This window comes from Anaerococcus jeddahensis, from assembly GCF_001182725.1.
Lineage (GTDB): Bacteria > Bacillota > Clostridia > Tissierellales > Peptoniphilaceae > Anaerococcus > Anaerococcus jeddahensis.
Genome location: NZ_CWHU01000005.1, coordinates 837237 through 855540 on the forward strand (window position 1 = coordinate 837237; position 18304 = coordinate 855540).

Annotated in this window: 19 protein-coding genes, 1 pseudogene and 1 other annotated feature; of the genes and pseudogenes, 5 read left to right on the forward strand and 15 right to left on the reverse strand. The window is 26.5% G+C overall.

Translation table 11 applies throughout. The features are described from left to right. Positions 1–15: 15 nt before the first annotated feature. Positions 16–239: a binding site (T-box leader), on the reverse strand. A 109-nt stretch (positions 240–348) separates the two neighbouring features. Then, on the reverse strand, positions 349–810 hold the full coding sequence (locus BN2087_RS07110) for a GNAT family N-acetyltransferase (protein WP_049691133.1): 462 nt from the start codon (positions 808–810) through the stop codon (positions 349–351). Between the two features lie 81 nt (positions 811–891). On the opposite strand from BN2087_RS07110, the gene BN2087_RS07115 reads away from it, so the two are divergent. The 4 genes from BN2087_RS07115 to BN2087_RS07130 all read left to right on the forward strand — a co-directional run bounded on the left by BN2087_RS07115 (position 892) and on the right by BN2087_RS07130 (position 7402). Further along, positions 892–2439, forward strand: coding sequence for an NAD(P)/FAD-dependent oxidoreductase (locus BN2087_RS07115; RefSeq protein WP_049691134.1), 1548 nt, complete (start codon positions 892–894; stop codon positions 2437–2439). 162 nt (positions 2440–2601) lie between these two features. Then, complete coding sequence (locus tag BN2087_RS07120) at positions 2602–4362, forward strand: ATP-binding cassette domain-containing protein (protein WP_082144187.1); 1761 nt, start codon at positions 2602–2604, stop codon at positions 4360–4362. Then, positions 4359–6119 (forward strand): ABC transporter ATP-binding protein, encoded by a 1761-nt coding sequence (locus tag BN2087_RS07125; RefSeq protein ID WP_049691136.1) that lies wholly within the window; start codon positions 4359–4361, stop codon positions 6117–6119. Before BN2087_RS07120 ends, BN2087_RS07125 begins: the two co-directional genes overlap by 4 nt. A gap of 92 nt (positions 6120–6211) precedes the next feature. Beyond that, positions 6212–7402 carry a dicarboxylate/amino acid:cation symporter gene (locus BN2087_RS07130; protein ID WP_049691137.1) on the forward strand — a complete coding sequence of 397 codons (1191 nt, stop codon included), beginning with the start codon at positions 6212–6214 and terminating at the stop codon, positions 7400–7402. A gap of 71 nt (positions 7403–7473) precedes the next feature. On the opposite strand, the gene nhaC is transcribed toward BN2087_RS07130, so the two are convergent. The 12 genes from nhaC to BN2087_RS07190 all read right to left on the reverse strand — a co-directional run bounded on the left by nhaC (position 7474) and on the right by BN2087_RS07190 (position 16528). Next, positions 7474–9027 (reverse strand): Na+/H+ antiporter NhaC, encoded by a 1554-nt coding sequence (gene nhaC / locus BN2087_RS07135; RefSeq protein WP_049691138.1) that lies wholly within the window; start codon positions 9025–9027, stop codon positions 7474–7476. Positions 9028–9214: 187 nt separating this feature from the next. After that, the gene (locus tag BN2087_RS07140) at positions 9215–9976 is read right to left on the reverse strand and encodes an NERD domain-containing protein (protein WP_082144197.1); all 762 of its coding nucleotides are present in this window, start codon (positions 9974–9976) and stop codon (positions 9215–9217) included. Positions 9977–10081: 105 nt separating this feature from the next. Beyond that, the gene (locus BN2087_RS07145; protein ID WP_049691139.1) at positions 10082–10558 is read right to left on the reverse strand and encodes a hotdog fold domain-containing protein; all 477 of its coding nucleotides are present in this window, start codon (positions 10556–10558) and stop codon (positions 10082–10084) included. Positions 10559–10653: 95 nt separating this feature from the next. Further along, entirely contained in the window at positions 10654–11142 is a 489-nt protein-coding gene (locus BN2087_RS07150) for a prolyl-tRNA synthetase associated domain-containing protein (RefSeq protein ID WP_049691140.1), read from the reverse strand. A 67-nt stretch (positions 11143–11209) separates the two neighbouring features. After that, on the reverse strand, positions 11210–11839 hold the full coding sequence (locus BN2087_RS07155) for a hypothetical protein (protein WP_049691141.1): 630 nt from the start codon (positions 11837–11839) through the stop codon (positions 11210–11212). Positions 11840–11888: 49 nt separating this feature from the next. Then, on the reverse strand, positions 11889–12572 hold the full coding sequence (locus BN2087_RS07160; protein ID WP_049691142.1) for a hypothetical protein: 684 nt from the start codon (positions 12570–12572) through the stop codon (positions 11889–11891). Continuing rightward, the gene (locus BN2087_RS07165) at positions 12572–13003 is read right to left on the reverse strand and encodes a hypothetical protein (protein ID WP_049691442.1); all 432 of its coding nucleotides are present in this window, start codon (positions 13001–13003) and stop codon (positions 12572–12574) included. The genes BN2087_RS07160 and BN2087_RS07165 overlap by 1 nt, the downstream gene beginning before the upstream one ends. Further along, positions 12996–13442, reverse strand: coding sequence for a MarR family transcriptional regulator (locus BN2087_RS07170; RefSeq protein WP_049691143.1), 447 nt, complete (start codon positions 13440–13442; stop codon positions 12996–12998). Before BN2087_RS07170 ends, BN2087_RS07165 begins: the two co-directional genes overlap by 8 nt. A 127-nt stretch (positions 13443–13569) precedes the next feature. Continuing rightward, positions 13570–14223 carry an SIMPL domain-containing protein gene (locus BN2087_RS07175; RefSeq protein WP_049691144.1) on the reverse strand — a complete coding sequence of 218 codons (654 nt, stop codon included), beginning with the start codon at positions 14221–14223 and terminating at the stop codon, positions 13570–13572. 42 nt (positions 14224–14265) lie between these two features. Continuing rightward, a complete protein-coding gene (locus BN2087_RS07180; protein ID WP_049691145.1) occupies positions 14266–14577 on the reverse strand; it encodes a hypothetical protein in 312 nt (103 codons plus the stop codon). A gap of 233 nt (positions 14578–14810) precedes the next feature. Then, positions 14811–15026, reverse strand: coding sequence for a GNAT family N-acetyltransferase (locus BN2087_RS09480; RefSeq protein WP_245190867.1), 216 nt, complete (start codon positions 15024–15026; stop codon positions 14811–14813). Between the two features lie 800 nt (positions 15027–15826). Beyond that, a complete protein-coding gene (locus tag BN2087_RS07190) occupies positions 15827–16528 on the reverse strand; it encodes a CPBP family intramembrane glutamic endopeptidase (RefSeq protein WP_049691146.1) in 702 nt (233 codons plus the stop codon). 131 nt (positions 16529–16659) lie between these two features. On the opposite strand from BN2087_RS07190, the pseudogene BN2087_RS07195 reads away from it, so the two are divergent. Continuing rightward, positions 16660–17061: pseudogene (locus tag BN2087_RS07195) on the forward strand (transposase); the annotation flags it as partial. Between the two features lie 123 nt (positions 17062–17184). Here the strand turns inward: BN2087_RS07195 and BN2087_RS07200 are convergent. After that, positions 17185–17721 (reverse strand): type 1 glutamine amidotransferase family protein, encoded by a 537-nt coding sequence (locus tag BN2087_RS07200; RefSeq protein ID WP_049691148.1) that lies wholly within the window; start codon positions 17719–17721, stop codon positions 17185–17187. Between the two features lie 102 nt (positions 17722–17823). After that, entirely contained in the window at positions 17824–18294 is a 471-nt protein-coding gene (locus BN2087_RS07205) for a GNAT family N-acetyltransferase (protein WP_049691149.1), read from the reverse strand. Positions 18295–18304: the final 10 nt, after the last annotated feature.

The window sequence follows — 18304 nt, forward strand, 5'->3', positions numbered from 1 at the left end:
TTGTCTAAAATTTAGACAAAGGACGAAAATTCCGCGTTACCACCTTTATTCTTATATAAAAATAAGCACTTCAAGCATCAAACAATGCCGGGTTTTGATAACGCCAACCATGGCGACATATCTTACTATAATTCAGACATGCAAAAGAAAAATGATTTTCGAACTTATTTCAAAGGATGGATCTCACCAAACTCCAACTCTCTGTGCTTTTCCACAAGTCTACTCTTTTTTTCATAAATTTTTATAAATAAATTATTGTTGTGTTTATTATAAGACCTGTTTTTTATATTGTCAAATATTTTTTTATAAATTACCATTTTTTAGGATAAACATTATTTAATTGCCTTGTCAAACAATACTTTTTACATAGATTTGGCAAGGATTATCTTTCGACCAAATCTCTTCAATCACTTCAAATTTTCTAAATCCTAAAGCTTGATAAAATTTATTTGTTTTATCATAGCCCTCATCTATTCCCTCTTTTAAAGTTTTTACTTGGACAAATTCATAATTATATTTTTTTAAAATTTCAATAGAATTTTCAAATAAATTTCTTCCTATATTTTTTCTATGGTAATTTTTCAAAACTCCCATTACAAATATTTCAATAGTATAATCCGAAGTTTTTTTATAAACTATAAAGCCAAGATTTTTTGTTTTTTCACTTGCTTTGAAAAAATAATAATCTTTAGATTTTTCTATGTAATTTTTTACAGCATCCTCATCTTCAAACCATGATTTTAGATCATTTAATATGTAGGATGAAATTTTTTCTTTTTCTAATTTATTTTCAACTAAAGTAACTTTCATAAATTCCCCTTATTAATTATATAATATTTTAAATTTATTTAACATGGAAAATCTGATAAAATTAGTAAGAAAGGATGTCTTATGTATATTATTAGAAATATTAAAATTCCATACGAAGTGGACAATAAAGATAATTTGAAGAAAGCTATTGAAGAAAAAATTAATAGAAAAATTGATTCTTTTAAAATTTATAAAAAATCAATTGATGCAAGGCGTGGTATTTTTTATGTTTATCAAGTTTTGCTTGATTGTGAAATTGATAAAAAAACCATAAAAAAATTAAAAAATGATATTGGTGAATTTGTTGAAGAAGATTTAAATTTAACAAATAAAAATAAAATAAAATCTGCTATAATTGTTGGTTCTGGACCAGCTGGACTTTTTTGTGCCTATGCTCTTTGTAAAAATGGTGTTAAAGTTACTCTTATTGAAAGAGGAGAAAAAATTGAAGATAGGGTAAAAACTATCGATAATTTTATTAAAAATTTAAAATTAAATCCTGAGTCAAATATTCAATTTGGTGAAGGAGGCGCCGGTACTTTTTCTGATGGTAAACTTACTTCAAGGTCAAAGGATAAAAGGTCTAGAGAAGTTTTTAGAATTTTGGTTGAAAATGGTGCCCCAGAAGATATTTTATATACCCAAATGCCCCATGTTGGGACAGATCTTTTAAGAAAAGTCATAATAAATATTAGGAAAAAAATTATTGAAATGGGCGGAAATTTTCATTTTAATGAAATTTTTACGGATTTAAATATTGAAAATGGAGAAATAAAATCTCTTATGACGAATAAAAATGAATACCAAGCAGATGAATATGTTCTTGCCTTGGGTAATTCTTCTCGTGATACTCTTATAATGCTAGATAAGTATGTTGATATAAGTCAAAAGAATTTTGCAGTTGGTTTTAGGATTGAACATTTGCAAAAAGATATTAATTTTAGCCAATATAAAATCAATGACGATAGGCTTCCTCAAGCTTCCTATGCCCTTAAATATTTTGATAAAAGTAAAAATATTTCTGTTTATACTTTTTGTATGTGTCCTGGCGGCTATGTTGTTCCTGCATCAAGTGAAGAAAATCGTCTTTGTGTAAATGGAATGAGCTATCATGATAGGGGTAATTATAATTCAAATTCTGCCATTGTTTGTGCTATTGGACCAGAAATTTTGGGAGATGATAATCTTGCTGGTATAAAATTTCAAAGAGAAATAGAAGAAAAAGCATACATTCTTGGTGGAGGAAATTATACAGCTCCTGTTCAAAAAGTTAGCGATTATATTAATGGTCTAGTATCAAAAGATTTGGGAGAAATTGAGCCAACTTATAAACCTTCTTATAAATTTGCAAATTTAAATGAGATTTATCCAGAAAAAATCAACAAAGCCATAAAACTTGCCCTAATTGATTTTTCCAAAAAATTGAAAGCTTTCTCTGATGACGATGCAATTTTAACAGGAGTTGAAACAAGAACTTCTTGTCCAATTAGAATTGAAAGAAATAAAAATTATTCTACATTAAAATTTAAAAATTTAAGACCGATTGGAGAAGGTGCAGGATATGCCGGTGGAATAATTTCATCAGCCCTTGATGGTTTAAAATGTGCTATTGAAATATTAGAAAATTAAGATGGTTCTTACCATCTTTTTTTGACTTCAATAAATTAAATTGCTAATATTAAATTAGCTTTAAAGAAAGGAGAAGAAAAATGAACAATAATATTAAGAATAAAGAGGAAATTAGTAACTTGTAAGTGAGGAAAAGCTCCTTGACTTACTACAACAAGGAGGATGCCGTTTAGGCTTTTTATGAAAGAATTAAAATATATTTTTAAATCAATGGCTAAGTATGAGCCAAGCATGTACTTATTAATCATACTTTACTCCATATTTATAGGCTTAAAACCATTTATATGGATTATTTCGCCTGCCTACATATTGAAAAATTATCAAAATGGACTTGATTTTATGCTAGGCTTTTTTATTTTATTATTAGTCCTATCAACGATTATAAGTTTTTTTGAATCTTATATCATGGGTAATTACCGTATGAAAATGAATAATATTAGGTATAAATATATGAATATGGTAACAAAATACGCCCTCTATCTTCCCTATGAAGCAAAAATGAAAAAATCTGAATCCGAAAAAATAAATAGTGCCAATAAGGCTGTCGACAGTCCATTTTTAGGAGCAGGTGCTGTAATGATGACTTTGCCAGAATTTTTAGCATCCCTAACTTCTATTGCAGGATTTTTGTGGATTTTTTTAAAAATTGGTGGAATTTTTTTGGCTTTGATAATAATTTTGACAATTATTTCAACCTTTATTGCAAATAAAATACCTAGAGAATTTTCTAAATTTTGGAATGACCAAAACGAAAACTACAATAAATTTACAAAATTAAACAATGAGCTAAGGTCTCCCTTATCAAAACAAGATATACTTATTTTTGATTTTATAAATGTCTTTAAAAGTTTTTATAAAAAAACCAACCAAGATAGGATAGCATACCTAGTTAGAACAGATAAAAAAACATATAAAATTTATAGCCTTGTAAGACTTATAAATTTTATTAGAGATGCTCTTATTATGTATTGGCTTATTACAAATTTGATGAGTGAAAAGCTTGACATTGGCGATTTTTATGTTTATTTTACTGCAATTTTAGCCTTTGTAAATTTTAACAATTTGTTTATGTGGATTTTTAATGATTTTTTTGATAATCTTACAAGATTTAAACCGTTTTTTAAAATCATAAATCCTTATCAAAAATCTTTTGAAAATAAAGATTTACCAAAAAATTTAAAAATCGATTTAGTAAATTTATCATTTAAATATCCAAACTCTGATAAATATGTCCTAAAAAATATAAATCTAACCATAAACAATAATGAATCAATAGCCTTAGTAGGAGAAAATGGAGCTGGAAAATCTACTCTCGCTCTTATTCTTGCAGGTTTTTATAAGTCATATGAAGGGGAAATTTTTATTAATGGTAAAAATTTCAAAAATCTGAATTATGATTATAATAGTTTGATTTCAGCTGTCTTCCAAGATTCTCAAATTCTTCCATTTTCTATTAAAGAGAATATTTTGTTAAACGATTCTAATAAAAATCTAGAAAAAACTTATGAGCTTACTCATTTGAGTAAAATTATAGAATCTTTTGACAAAAAAGATAATCAAACTTTGCTTAGAATTTTAGATGATGATGGAGTTGATCTTTCTGGTGGACAAAAGCAAAAATTATATTTGGCAAGAAGTATTGAAAAAAATTCTTCAAAACTTTTAATTTTAGACGAACCCACCGCCCAACTTGACGCTCTTGCAGAAAGAGAATTATATACCTTGTATAATGATTTAACCAAGAACAAATCTTCAATTTTTATCTCTCATCGACTTGCATCGACAAAATTTTGCAACAGGATAGTCTATCTAAAAGATGGGGAAATAAAATCTACAGGAAGCCATGAAGAACTTATGAGAAATGATTCTGATTACAAAGATTTATACAATCTTCAAGCAAAAAATTATAAGGAGGAAGTATGAAAAATATTTTAAAATTATTAAAAAAAATAAATGAAATACACAAAAATTTCATCAAAAAATTTGTAGTATTTTCCCTTATTATGGGAATACTTCCTCTTTTTTCTATTATTGCACCAAAATTAATAATTGATGAAATATACGGACAAAAAAGATTAAAAATAATTTTTATAATTGCTTTTTTAGTTTTAATTTTTGATTTAATAAGAGGATTAGTTAATAGGTTAAATGCTAATTTAATTACTGAAGCTTTTGAGTCATTTATTGAAATTTATACTTTTAAGTTAAGTGAAAAAGCAATTAAGCTTCCAATAGAAAAATCTGATAGCAAAAAAATTCAAGATGAAATGGAAAAATCTCATTTTGCAATTTTCGAAATTTATAAGGTAGTTGACACCTTTACACTATCTTTGAATCTTGCTATAACCGGAATCTTTTCTTTAATAATTCTAATGAAATTATCAGTTTTGGTTGTACTTGTGGTACTTATTTTAATACTTTTAAATAAAAAAATTGTAAAATTAATAAAGAAAAATGAATTAGACTATCAAAAAAATGATATACCAAAACTAAGGGCTTATAGATTTTTTGTAAATTTTTCTCAAGATCACAGGTATTTTAAAGATATAAAAATTTATAATGGAGAAGATTTTATTTTGAAAAAGTCTGAAATGTTCCATAAAAAATTAGTAAAAAATTCTAGTGCATATTATACAAAAAATGGAATTTATGTTGGGCTTATGAATGTATTTTCTAATTTTTCTATACTTGGATCTTTGTTTTTTCTTATAGTTAAGCTTATAGAAAAAGCCATAAGCCTTGCTGATTTTACTTTATATTTTAACTCATTAATAAGTTTAATAAATGCAAGCAAGGAAATACAAAAAAATTATGCCCAAGTAATTGCCTTTAATTCTCAACTTCAAAGCTTATTTGATTTTTTAAATCAAAAAGAAGAAAATTTTGATGAGGGAAAAATCAAAAAAATAAACACAGAAAACATCACTATTAAATTTGATAATGTTAGCTTTAAATATCCAAAATCAAAGGAAAATATTTTGGAAAATTGCTCTTTTGAAATTAAAAATGGAGAAACCGTAGCTCTTGTAGGGAAAAATGGTGCTGGAAAATCTACAATTGTAAAACTTTTGTGCAAATTTTATAAACCCACAAAAGGAAATATTTATTTGAATGGGATTAATATAAATGATATTGATACAAAAACATATTACAAAATCCTATCCCCAACCTTTCAAGATTTTAGATTATTTCCTTTTAGAATTTCTGAAAATATTTCAGCAAATTTGTTGGGTGAGATTACAAATTATCAGAGAGAAAAAATGGAAGAATCTTTTTATCTTTTGAATTTGAAATCTTGGATAGACAAGCTAGTAAATAAAGAAGATACATTCTTAACTTTCCTTTTTTCAAAAAATTCTGTCGAACCTTCTGGTGGAATTGGACAAAAACTAGCCCTATCAAGATCAATGGTCCATGAAGGGAAATTTTTTATAATGGATGAGCCAACAAGTGCTCTTGATCCAAGAAGTGAACAAGAAATTTTTGAAAAAATGCTGGATATTTCAAAAGGACAAACTTCGCTTTTTATTTCTCACAGGCTTTCATCAACAAAATATGCTGATAGGATTATTGTTTGTGATAATAAAAAAATTACAGAAAATGGAAATCACGAAGAGCTCATGAAAGATGGTAGACTTTACAAAAAAATGTATTTAAGCCAAGCAAAACTTTATGATTAATATAATTTATTACAATAAAAGATTATTATAGTATTGTAATTTTGTTAATTTAATGTAGAATATTATTAAATTGAATGAAAGAGGTATAAAAAATGAAAAAGAAAAGCTTTTTCAATTCATTAGTTTTCAAACTAGTGATGGGAATTGTTGTTGGTATTTTTATTGGACAGATTGCAAATGAATCTGCGATTTTAGTTGTTAGTTCAATAAAAACTATTCTTGGCGATATGATAGGCTATATTGTTCCTTTAATTATTCTTGGTTTTGTAACGCCTGCAATTGTTTCACTTAAAGAAAATGCAGGAAAAATACTTACAGTAACCCTATTAATTTGCTATTTATCATCAATAGGTGCAGGAACTTTTAGTTTTTTGGCAGGAAAAGCTATAATTCCACACTTAAATATTGCATCAAATGTTACAGGAGCTAAGGAAATTCCAGAATCAATTTTTAAATTATCAATTGATCCAATTATGCCAGTAATGACTGCCCTTGTTACATCAATAATTTTTGGAATTGCCGTAATTCTTACAAAATCACAAACTTGGGAAAATTTATTATTAGAGCTTAATAATATTGTTTTAAAAATTGTAGATGTTATTGTTATTAATATGCTTCCTTTTTATATAGCTTCAACTTTTGCAGTTTTAGCTTATGAAGGAGTAGTTTTACAAGAATTGCCAGTTTTTATAAAAATAATTTTAATTGTTATTGTAGGACACTTTGTTTGGATGACACTTTTATATTCTTTGGGAGGACTTTTCTCAAAAACAAATCCAAAAGAAGTTTTCCGCCATTATTTGCCAGCTTATCTTACAGCTTTAGGAACAATGTCCTCAGCAGCAACCCTTTCAGTTGCCCTTAAATGTGCTAGGAAATCAAAAACTTTAGATCCAAAAATCAGAGATTTTGTAATTCCACTTTGTTCAAACACCCACCTATGTGGTTCAGTCCTAACAGAAGTATTTTTTGTAATGACAGTTTCACAAATTCTAACAGGACAATTGCCAACAACTGCTAATATGATTGTATTTATTGCTCTTCTTGGAATTTTCGCAATAGCAGCTCCAGGAGTTCCAGGAGGAACTGTAGTTGCAAGTTTAGGATTAATTATTTCAGTCTTAGGCTTTAATGATACAGGAACAGCCCTAATGCTTTCTATATTTGCCCTTCAAGATTCATTTGGAACAGCTTGTAACGTTACAGGTGATGGAGCAATCGCTCTTATGGTTACAGGAATTTTTGATAAGGTTCCAAAGGAAGCTAAAAAAATTAAAGAATAAAAAATAATGCTATACTTTTTTGTATAGCATTATTTTTTTGAAAGAAAATCTCCTTTTTTTATTGGAGGATTTTATAATGAAATTTCAGGAGCTTTTCCTTCTTTTCTTAATTTATTTAATTGATTAATTGCATATTCTTCTACTTCTTTTGGAGCGTGCGCCCTCTTTTTCATTTTTGTTTTTCCAAAAACATTTGTGTAAGATCCATCTGCCCAGAATATATTTCTTTTTAAATATGCTGTTGTAAGAGCATAAATAGGGCTTAATAAGTTTACAAAAGCAAATGGGAAATAATAAAGTGGATTTACTCCTAAAGTTTTCATTTGATATGCCCCACAAGCTGTCCACGGAAACATTACTGCCCACAAGGTTCCTGCATCTTCCAAAGTTCTTGATAGGAAATTTCTTGAAAGACCCATCTCGTCATATTTATCTTCATATAAAGGAGCTGGAACACCAATTCCTAAAAATTGATCACACATGGTAGCATCGCAGAAAATTGAAGTTGCCATTGTAGTAAATACTAATCCGCCCACTGAATTTATTTTCTCTTTTAAGTGAGCAAATAATTTTTCAACAACTCCAGATTTTTCCAAAGCTCCACCAAAAGATACTGCAAGTAAAATTAAATTTACAGTCCACATTTGATTGCCCATACCACCCTTTACCAAAGCTGCATCAACAAAAGTATTTCCAGTTTCTATCTCCGGTCCATAGTGTAAAATCTCAAAAATTTCAGCCAAGGATTTAGTTTCTTGAAATATTTGTGAAAAAATAATTCCAACAACAACAGAAATCATTACTCCTGCAAGTCCCTCGATCCTTAATACACAGACTAAAACAATAATAAGAATTGGTAATAAAACCAAAGGATTTAAATTAAAATTACTTGCGAGGGAAGTTTTTATTCCTTCAGCAATTGTAGGGTCATAATTTACAACATTTGCCCTAAGTCCCAAAATTGTGTATAAAATTAATGAAATTAAAAATACAGGACCAGTAGTAGAAATCATTGCTGTTACGTGATCAAATAAACCTGTTTTTGAAACTCCAGCAGCAAGATTTGTTGTATCAGACAAGGGAGAAAATTTATCTCCAATATAGGCTCCAGAAATTACCATACCAGCAGTTATTGCAGGATTAATTCCAAGTCCTTGTCCAATCGTCATAAAAGCAATACCAATCGTTGCAGTTGCAGTCCAAGATGACCCACAAGCAAGCCCTACAATAGCTGTAATAATACAACCTATCGGCAAAAATAATTTTGGATTTAATAATTCTAGACCATAATAAATTAAAGCAGGAATTGTTCCACTCATCATAAATGAAGAAATTAATAAACCTACAGTAAGTAAAATTAAAATTGCGTCCAAAGTTGTATTAATCCTATCAATCATTCCTGCTAGCATTTCTTTAAATGTATGTCCACAAATAATTCCTACAATGCATGCTACAATTATTCCACAAATAAGCGGCATATGAGCTCCGTCATAAATTGCTTCCATTTCCCCATCAACTTTTTCTTTCGCGAAAACAAAAACATAAATCATCAATGAAACCATGGTAATAATTGGTAGAATTGCTTCAAAAAAGCTAGGTAATCGAACCGATTTTTTCTTTTCCATATTATCCTCCTTTTTCTTGTTATCTAATTAAAATTAAATGTTAATTTTTAATATAAGCTTATACTACAATATAAAAATTTCTTTGTCAATTTTAAATTCAATAATTTTATTTTACTACTAATGTAAAGTAAATTTATTTTAAAAAACCATTTACAATTTTTCTTTGTAAATGGTTTTTGATTTATTATTAATAATCACAAGTGAACCTACATTTTGGGAAATTTGTGCAAGCATAAAATTTTCCATACTTGCCTTCTCTTAAAATAAGATTCCCACCGCATTTTGGACAGATTTTTTTATTTATCAGATCTTTTTCCGATTCTTTTCGCTCTTTAATATTTTTTACATGTTCTTTTATTGACCTATCCTTTAATTTTTCTTCCATTATCAAATTATATATTTTATTCACTTGATCATCATTTAAAACTTCTTCTTGAGATAAATCTTTAATTGTATCTACTATGTATGGAATTTTTATTATATTTGCTTTTTTAGCTTTTATATTTAATTTTGCTTCCTTTTCAAAAGCAATAATTGAAAATATTGGAATTTCACTAAAAGAATTTTCCACAAGCAAATTCTCTATAACTTTAATATGCCCATAATTTTGAAAAATTGGATTCATAAATTTATATTTTTTACCATAAATATTTTGAGTCCATTGTCTGGAATTTTCACCACCATAAATTAATCCCTTATAATTTTTTGTTTCTATACAAAAAATTCCATATTTAGAAACCACTAAATGGTCTATTTGAGAACTTTTGTTATTTTCAAACTTATTTTCAAAAATTACATCATTAATAACTTTATATTTTTCTTTATCTAATTTATTTAATAGAATCTTTACAGCAGTCTCTCCCATTTTGCCTTTGAGTTGAGGGATTTTTTTGTTTAGATAAATAAAGAAAATTAATAAAAAAATTATAATTATATAAAACTTGTTCATAAAACACCTCTTGTAATTGATTTATTAATAAATAATTACCCAATTTTTTGCTAATTTTCAAATAAAAACCAACCCTAAAATTTAAAACTTAGAGTTGGTAAATTCTTACATATTATCTTTTACTTTAACAGCAATCATTTTCGCCTTAGCCCTTACTTCTCCTTTTACTTTCATTTCCATTTCAATTATTGCTTTTCTTTCTCCAAGTTCAATTAGTTTTGCTGAAACTAAAATTTCTTCATTCATTGGAGTTGGCTTTTTAAAATCAACTTCAAGCCTTGCAGTGATAAATCTTTCTATTACTGTATTTTTATTAAGGACCAAGCCTTTATTTTTATGTGAAAAATAAGCTGCAGAAGCTGTGCCATGGCAATCAAAAATCATTGCAATCATGCCACCAAATAAATTTTGAGGAACTCCCCCTGTATACATTTTATCTGGAATAATTTTTGCTATAACACTTTTTCCATCTTCACTTGGATATGATTTTAAATGGAGTCCCATATCATTTTTCGGACCACAACCCCAACAATACTGAAATCTTTCTCCGTAGGTATCTTGAATACAAATATATTTTTCCATACATTTCTCCTAATTTACAATAAAATTTTTCTTGTAAATTTTATACCCAATCTATAATAATTTATAAAAAATCACCTATTCTCCTAGGTGTAAATTTATAATTCTACAAGATTTATATCATATCCTATATTTTCAAGATATTTAAACAAATCTTTTGTTTTAATAAATAGAGTTTTTTCATTTGTATTTGGGTGGAAGGTCATTATTTCCTCATCAACAATTTCCTTATCCATAAAAAATTTAACATCGTGATCTTCATTATTTAATAAACCAAATGGAGAAACAACTCCTGCTGGAAGCTTCATTTTTTCCATCAAAGACTTTTCTGATGCCATTTTTACTTTTTTCTCACCAACTAAGTCCTTAAAAAAATCCATATCTAATCTTTTACTTTCATCAAGAATAACAAGATAAAAATTTCTTTTTTTCCTATCTGTTAAGAACATAGACTTTGTACGAACTCCCTCATGCCCTTCGATAAATTTGTCAGCTAGCTCTGTTGTGAAAGCAGGTGGATGATTAACTATTTTAAAATTAAGCCCTAATTTATTTAATTTATCTACAACCATTTCATATTGATTCATAAAATCCCCCTTATAATTCTTAGAAATACTATACCCATAAGAAAATAAGCTAAACTTTTCCAAATAACTAAATTGAAAAAATTAAATAAAATTTATACAATGTAGATAAATATTTAAGATTAATTAAAATTAATATGGTCAAACAAATTCCTAAAATAAGAGCTCTTTTACTTTTCTTTTTTGGATATTTACTTAGGAAATTCTTAAATTCATTAAAATTTCCAACTATAAATCCATTCTTTTTAAATGTAACTAAAATATCACCAGTAAAAATAAGAAAATAATAATTTTTACTTTCAAAATGATAATCAAGAAAAGATAATAATATTTCATGACTCCTATCTTTAATGTTATTAGTAGTTATACAAAGATTGTCGTGAATTTCATTTTTAACTTCTCTAATATTTTTTCCTAAAATTTCAATTCTTGACTTCATTGTATTAGTATATTTTTTTATATTAATTAGATAGCTTATTGATAACATAAGACTAACTATAATATCAGAAATTCCAATAAATATTAAGTCAGGACCAATTGAGTATTTTATAGGAACGATAATTAAGATTAGACCAAATATTATCAATAAAACACACAAAATCCTATTATAAAGATTAAAAATTTTACGATTTAGCCAAGCTACTGCGTATTCTTTTATAAATTCATCACTAATTTCAAAAATATTTACAAAATCTTTCATATCGACTCCTTATAATTATTTTTAATTATAAACTTTTAAAATTAATTAATCAATTAAATAATATTTGAAGTCCCATGATAATCATCCAAATATAGGCGCAAGTTTTTGGAATCATTAGCATGCCAATTTTCGGATATTTCTTACTAAATAAAGTTACTGGTAAATAACAAGCAAATGAGATAATAATTGCCCAGACCATCCTTGTCATATCATAATTGTAGGTATTTCCAGAAAATTTATACAAAATTATTATTCCAATTCCTGTAATTGTAAAAACTGAATTTCTAATTATAGATAATTTCATATTTCCTTCATTTGTAATCCAATTATTTTGTGGTAAAAAGCAAACGAAAATTCTAACAAGACCACTTATCCAAACAGTAATTTCAATTATAAGTGGAGCCTTTAATTCAGCAAAAGTTAATTTCCAAATATAAAGAAGTAAAATATAAAAAATAGTCATGGTAATTGATGAAACTTGAAGACCAATTCCTAGTTCTCTACTTATTTTTTCATTACTCCCATAAAGTGCCCTTTTCACTCTTGGGATTAAGTGAAAAGCATCTCCAAAACACAAGGTCAAAGTTAAAATTCCATACAAAATAAACAAGATATTTCCTTTTGAAGAAACATAAAATAAAATTCCTGCAATCAAATCAAAGATTAAATATCCAATATCAAAAACAACTTCAAACAAATCAAAAATTTTTGGACTATAAGTATCACTTTTCATTACAAACTCTCCTTTTTTAATAATTTATTATATTTAAGAAAATTATATATAAAAATTAAACCAGAATAAGTCAAGGCTAATCCCAAACCAGTATAGAAAAATCCTATAAAAATATTAGGAAAAATTTTCATAGCCCTAAATCCTATACCTCCACCCATCATAAAAATCATTATTAGATAAGCTTTTTTATCAAAAAAATTCCAAACAGCCTTATATTCTTCATATCCTAATATTCTTTTTGTGTGTTTTGTAGTCATTTTATAAAACATACTTACAAAAATCAGAAAAATAATAAGAGAAAATAAGTACATGTACCACTTTCTATCAATAATTTTATAAGAAATAATTCCAAGCCTTGTTACATTAAAACCTGCAATTATCCATACAATTCCAGCAATAAGTAAAAGCTTTCGTTTTTTAACTTTAAACATTTTTTTCATTATCACTTTCTTTTAAAAAATTGTCAGCATTTTTACAAATTTTATCAAATACATCCTTAAAAATTTTCATCTCATTTTCTGAAATTCCTTCAAATATATCCCACATAAATTTTTTTTGTATGTCGATTCCGTCTTCTATAATTTCGTCAGATTTTTTTAGAAGATAAATTTCAATACACTTTTTATCTTTAGTGTTTTGTTTTTTTTCGATAAGGCCTTTTTGTTCAAGAACTTTTAAGGATGTAGATACGTGAGATTTTGTAGATTTTCTTACTTTTACAATATCAGCGGCTGTATTAAATTGAGGATAAAAATGTAAAAACATCAAAATATCATATTCCAACTGTTTCAAATCGTATTTATCACAAATTGATTTTGTTAATGCTTCATAATATAAGGTAATATTTTTATGTTGATCCCAAAAATGCATAAGCCCTCCTTTAGTTCTATTTAGAACTGTTCTATTTAGAATTATTCTACTTTCAAAAAATATTTTTGTCAAAAAAATAGCGAAAGATTTCTCTTCCGCCTTAATTAATATTTTTAATTTTTTAAACTTATTGTATCTTCCAAACTATAGCCACTGTATCAGATAAATCTATATCATCAGCTTCTATATCAATATCTATTTTACTTTCAAAACTTTGAGATCCATTAATAGCAAAATCATCTATAGGATTTGAATAAATTTCTATTTCACCCCAAGAATAATCAATTGAAATTATTTCTCCAAGCAAAACCCCACTCGCTTTTGCAAGAATCTCTGCTTTTGTTTTTGAATCATCAACTGCTTTTGCAAGTAATTTATTTTTTGCTGATTCTGTATCTTTTACAGTATAATTAATTGAAAATTCATAATCAGTTTTATTTTTTGAAAGCTCATATAAAACTTTTCCCAACAAATCATTATCATTTGGAAAATTTATATATAAGTTATGAATATATTTGTAACCTTGAAATTCACGCTTATAAATATCGTTTTCATAGTAGGATTTATATTCTGTATCGACAGAAAATTCAGTAGTTTTTAAATCCTTAGGATTAAGTCCAGAGTTTTCTATAATTTTTCTTAGTTCCTTAATACTTTTTGAAGACTTATTTATACAATCTTCATATTTTTTTAAAACATCAGAAGCTTTAATATTTAATCTTATTAGGTCAGGTTTAATGCTTATCTTACCCTTTCCAGTAACTCTGATTTTTCTTTCCATAATTTTATCTCCATTAATTAATTTGGTTTTTATTGTAGAAATTTATTTTATATTATGTTTTTCCATTTTTTCACGGAAAATGTCAGTAATAATTTTTCTTAATTCTTCACGCTCTTTTTCTGGTAGTTCTCCTTCTTTTTTTGTGAGAGCAAAAAGTTCAGGATAATCATTGGCAATTCTTTCTATTGTTTTTGTTGTTGAATGTTTTCTAACAAAAAATGGAATTTTTTTAATCCATCCATCAGGAACAAGAGCTAAAATTTTATCCCCAGCTTCCTTGTCACTAATTTCTGCAGTAGAAAGTCCATCATTAATTTCTTTTTGTTCTTTATCTGTAAAATCTTCTAGTTTCATATTTTTCCTCCTTAAATTCTAATATATTTAACTATTTTCACTTAATTACTGTCTTTTTTATTAAATAATAACAATATTTTACAGCTTTTCTTTATAAAAACATCTATAAGCAATCTCATTTAAAATTATGATATCAAATACTAATTTATAATTTTTTATACCTTGATTTTTCTAAAATAAATAATCCATCTTCATTTAAATTATCACTTGAATATTTCTCTTATAGCCCAATTTTAAATAAAAAGATTTGCAGTTATAGAATATGGAACTATAATTTTTTTCGACTTCTTAGTATATTCATCATATTCAAGAGTTCTAACAATCTTATTTCCAACTACCCTATCTTGATATTCTGGTAAAACAAAAATAGTATAAAAACAAGATACTTCTTTATCTTCATCATATCCAATAGATCCACAACCAATAATTTTCTCATCATTACATACCACATAAAAATGTATAAATTGAGATTTCTCTACTATATTTTCAGAATTTTATATTCTTACTCAATTTTCAATATAAGCGTTTGAATAATCTTTTATATTAGTTGTTCTTAAAATTTTTTTAATAAGATTAGAAACTTTTTTAGCAACTTTTTAGTTATTAACCTTTTAAATAATGGTAACTTATCCAAATATGCATCCTGATTTTTCAAAAATATTGATGCCATTCCTTGACCCATCATAGGCATATTTTTATCTTCTTAACTGCGTCCCAACTTATTAAAGAATTTTTCATAGACAATATGCTTGAATTTTCATAAAATCCATCGTTTTCTAAAATCAAAACAGGTTTGATTATAAAAATATTTCTAATGTAAAACAATGTTGCCGCTCCAAAAAAAATGTTCCAAACAGTCCAATAAAAATTGTGAATATATTATATAAAATACTGCCTCCACAAAGTCCAGCTAATAGCATAAATGCTGAAATTATTGTCATAAGGATACACAATAAACTCAAATTTATATTTTTTAATCTACTACTACATATTTCTAATCTGCTATCTATTGTTCCTCTAACGCATTTCAATGCTAAATATTATTAAATTTTTCTACAAGCAAATCTTTTTACTTCTTTACATTATTATATCATCTTTATTGTTTGTAATAAGAACAAGCTAAGATTAAATTAATTTATTGTTATTTAAAAATACTATATGACACAATTTTATATTGATCTAATCCCTTTGTTTTTTCCTATTATATTATTTAAAACATTATTAAAAGTAAATTCAACCAAACCAAATTTTATTTATCCTCAAGTTTCAACAAATATTTGCAATAAAAAAATGCAATTATAATTGTCGCACCTATATAAATACTCTGAGAAAATGAACCTTCTACGCCAAATTTAGAAAAAGCATCTATCAATCCATGTGCAATAATGCATGGAATTAAACTCTTACTTTTATAAAAAATAACTACCATTATAAAACCCCAAGCTATGGCGAAAAATACTTGAGCTAGCGTTTCTAGACTCGCTTGGCCAGCAAATAGATTAACAATATGACCAATGCCAAAAGTTATAGCTACAATTATGATAGACTTTTTTGCCCCATCTTTTTCTAGAATAGCCTTAAATAAAAAACCACGAAAAATTATCTCTTCTATGTATCCAATTAAAAGCATTGAAATAATAGACCATACCTGGGAAATCCCAGAATAAACAAGATTAAGCCCACCCCATAAATTGCCAGTTACAAGAATCCATACTGGAATAAAGTACAAATATCTCTTGGAATTTTCTGGATACTTATCAAGACCATATTTTTCTTTAAGCTTATGATTATTTATAAAAAAAGTAATAGAAAAAGCAATAAAGATTAGTCCGATGAGCATAAAGAAACTTTCATCCCCAAAATTTCCCCTAATAGAAGTAGTAATCAAACAGTAAATTACAATCCAAAAAATTGCAAAATTAAGTTCATTTTTTTGATAAAGTCGATACATTTCTAACCCCTTTTAATTTTTCATTAATTTATACAATAAAATTTCTGATTTTTTCTATATATTTACTATAATAAGATCAAATTTAAAAGCAAGTTTGTAAAAAAAATTTTACTTTATCTATCTACTTACAAAATATCTTAAGAAATATCCTATCAAAAACACCAAAGAAAAACACTGAAGAATTTAGAACTGATATCAAGGCACTATTTAAAATCCATGATATGGGCTTAGCAAGAAAAATGAAAGATGAGATCTTCTTAAAATACGAAACCGAAAATAAATATCAAAACTCTTTAAAAACCTTAGATGAAGGATTTGAAGATGCCTTTGTCTATTTAGCTAATGATATAATTCATAGCAAACTTAGGACAACTAATTGCTTAGAAAGACTAAACGAAGAAGTAAGAAGACGTGAAAAAGTAATTAGAATCTTTCCTAATGAAGATTCAGCTATCAGTATAATAGGACCAATCCTCATTGATATCAATGAGGATTGGATAACATCTTCTAAATTATATATTAAAATGAAATAGTAAATATTGAGCTAGTAAATTTTATACAATATTATGGACTTGACTTAATTTTTTAAAGGATTAAATAAAACTATTCTATAAAAATAAGAGCTTAGCGATTACTAAGCTCTTATCTATAAATGTTTAAATTGAACCTTCTCTGTTCCAAAATCTTTGTTTACCTAGATTTTCTATAAACTTACTTATATCTTTAGCATCTTTTGTAACCATAACTCCATCTTCTTTTTCTTGTTTTTTATCAAGAATATCAGAAGCATCTCCAATAATCCACAAAGGTTTGTAGTGGTTGAAAGTTTCATTTACAAATTCATTTACATTTTTACTAAATTCTTTGGATGATTTTTTTGGAACAACTACAATCATTGCATATTCTAATACAGGATGAATAGTAGCATATCTGTGGCTAACCATTAGACCATCTTTTGTCTCACTTAAATTAGCTTGGATAATTTCAGCTTTTGCTTTTTTATCTTCTATTTTTTTAACCAAAGATTTAAAATTAAAATCATCATCGTCATCTAAATATATTCTAAATTTTAAAGTATCAACCTTAAATTTTGTAAATGCATTTTTCTTATTGTCAATTATATTTCTTTCTAAATCTTTAATCTTATCATTATCCTTAACAGGGTCAATCTTTTTAACTCCCTTTGTAGTCAATGGAGCCTTAAAGAAACTTTATTTGCTTTTATTTTTTTATTTACCATCTTTACCTCTTAATAATTTTCTGTTTCATTCTATTACTACTCTTTTTAAAATAATTCAAATATTTTTAGATTTTTCTAATATAAATAAGCCATCTTCATTTGGAATATCACTTGGATATTTTCTCTTATAGCCCAACTTTAAATAAAAAGATTTTGCAGTAATAGAAGAAGGAACGATAATTTTTTTTGACTTTATAGCATATTCATCCCTTTCAAGACTTTCCAAAATTAACCTTCCTATTCCACTTCCTTGATATTCAGGCAAAACAAAAATAGTATAAAAACAAGACTCTTCCTTTTCTTCATCGTATCCTATAGATCCACAGCCAATAATTTTTTCATCAAGACAGACCACATAAAAATGTCTAGTTAGAGATTTTTCTATTATATTTTTAGCATTTAAAATCCTTACACCTTTTTCAATATAGGCTTTTGAATAATCTTTTATATTTGTTGTTCTTAAAGTTTTTATAATAAGTTTGGAAACCTCTTTAGCATCCTTTTTTTCAAATCTTCTAACAAGCATACTTACTCCG

Coding starts and splice junctions, on each gene's coding strand:
- BN2087_RS07110 (WP_049691133.1), bottom strand. CDS start 810: ATGAAAGTTACTTTAGTTGAAAATAAATTAGAAAAAGAAAAAATTTCA.
- BN2087_RS07115 (WP_049691134.1), top strand. CDS start 892: ATGTATATTATTAGAAATATTAAAATTCCATACGAAGTGGACAATAAA.
- BN2087_RS07120 (WP_082144187.1), top strand. CDS start 2,602: ATGCCGTTTAGGCTTTTTATGAAAGAATTAAAATATATTTTTAAATCA.
- BN2087_RS07125 (WP_049691136.1), top strand. CDS start 4,359: ATGAAAAATATTTTAAAATTATTAAAAAAAATAAATGAAATACACAAA.
- BN2087_RS07130 (WP_049691137.1), top strand. CDS start 6,212: ATGAAAAAGAAAAGCTTTTTCAATTCATTAGTTTTCAAACTAGTGATG.
- nhaC (WP_049691138.1), bottom strand. CDS start 9,027: ATGGAAAAGAAAAAATCGGTTCGATTACCTAGCTTTTTTGAAGCAATT.
- BN2087_RS07140 (WP_082144197.1), bottom strand. CDS start 9,976: ATGAACAAGTTTTATATAATTATAATTTTTTTATTAATTTTCTTTATT.
- BN2087_RS07145 (WP_049691139.1), bottom strand. CDS start 10,558: ATGGAAAAATATATTTGTATTCAAGATACCTACGGAGAAAGATTTCAG.
- BN2087_RS07150 (WP_049691140.1), bottom strand. CDS start 11,142: ATGAATCAATATGAAATGGTTGTAGATAAATTAAATAAATTAGGGCTT.
- BN2087_RS07155 (WP_049691141.1), bottom strand. CDS start 11,839: ATGAAAGATTTTGTAAATATTTTTGAAATTAGTGATGAATTTATAAAA.
- BN2087_RS07160 (WP_049691142.1), bottom strand. CDS start 12,572: ATGAAAAGTGATACTTATAGTCCAAAAATTTTTGATTTGTTTGAAGTT.
- BN2087_RS07165 (WP_049691442.1), bottom strand. CDS start 13,003: ATGTTTAAAGTTAAAAAACGAAAGCTTTTACTTATTGCTGGAATTGTA.
- BN2087_RS07170 (WP_049691143.1), bottom strand. CDS start 13,442: ATGCATTTTTGGGATCAACATAAAAATATTACCTTATATTATGAAGCA.
- BN2087_RS07175 (WP_049691144.1), bottom strand. CDS start 14,223: ATGGAAAGAAAAATCAGAGTTACTGGAAAGGGTAAGATAAGCATTAAA.
- BN2087_RS07180 (WP_049691145.1), bottom strand. CDS start 14,577: ATGAAACTAGAAGATTTTACAGATAAAGAACAAAAAGAAATTAATGAT.
- BN2087_RS07190 (WP_049691146.1), bottom strand. CDS start 16,528: ATGTATCGACTTTATCAAAAAAATGAACTTAATTTTGCAATTTTTTGG.
- BN2087_RS07205 (WP_049691149.1), bottom strand. CDS start 18,294: ATGCTTGTTAGAAGATTTGAAAAAAAGGATGCTAAAGAGGTTTCCAAA.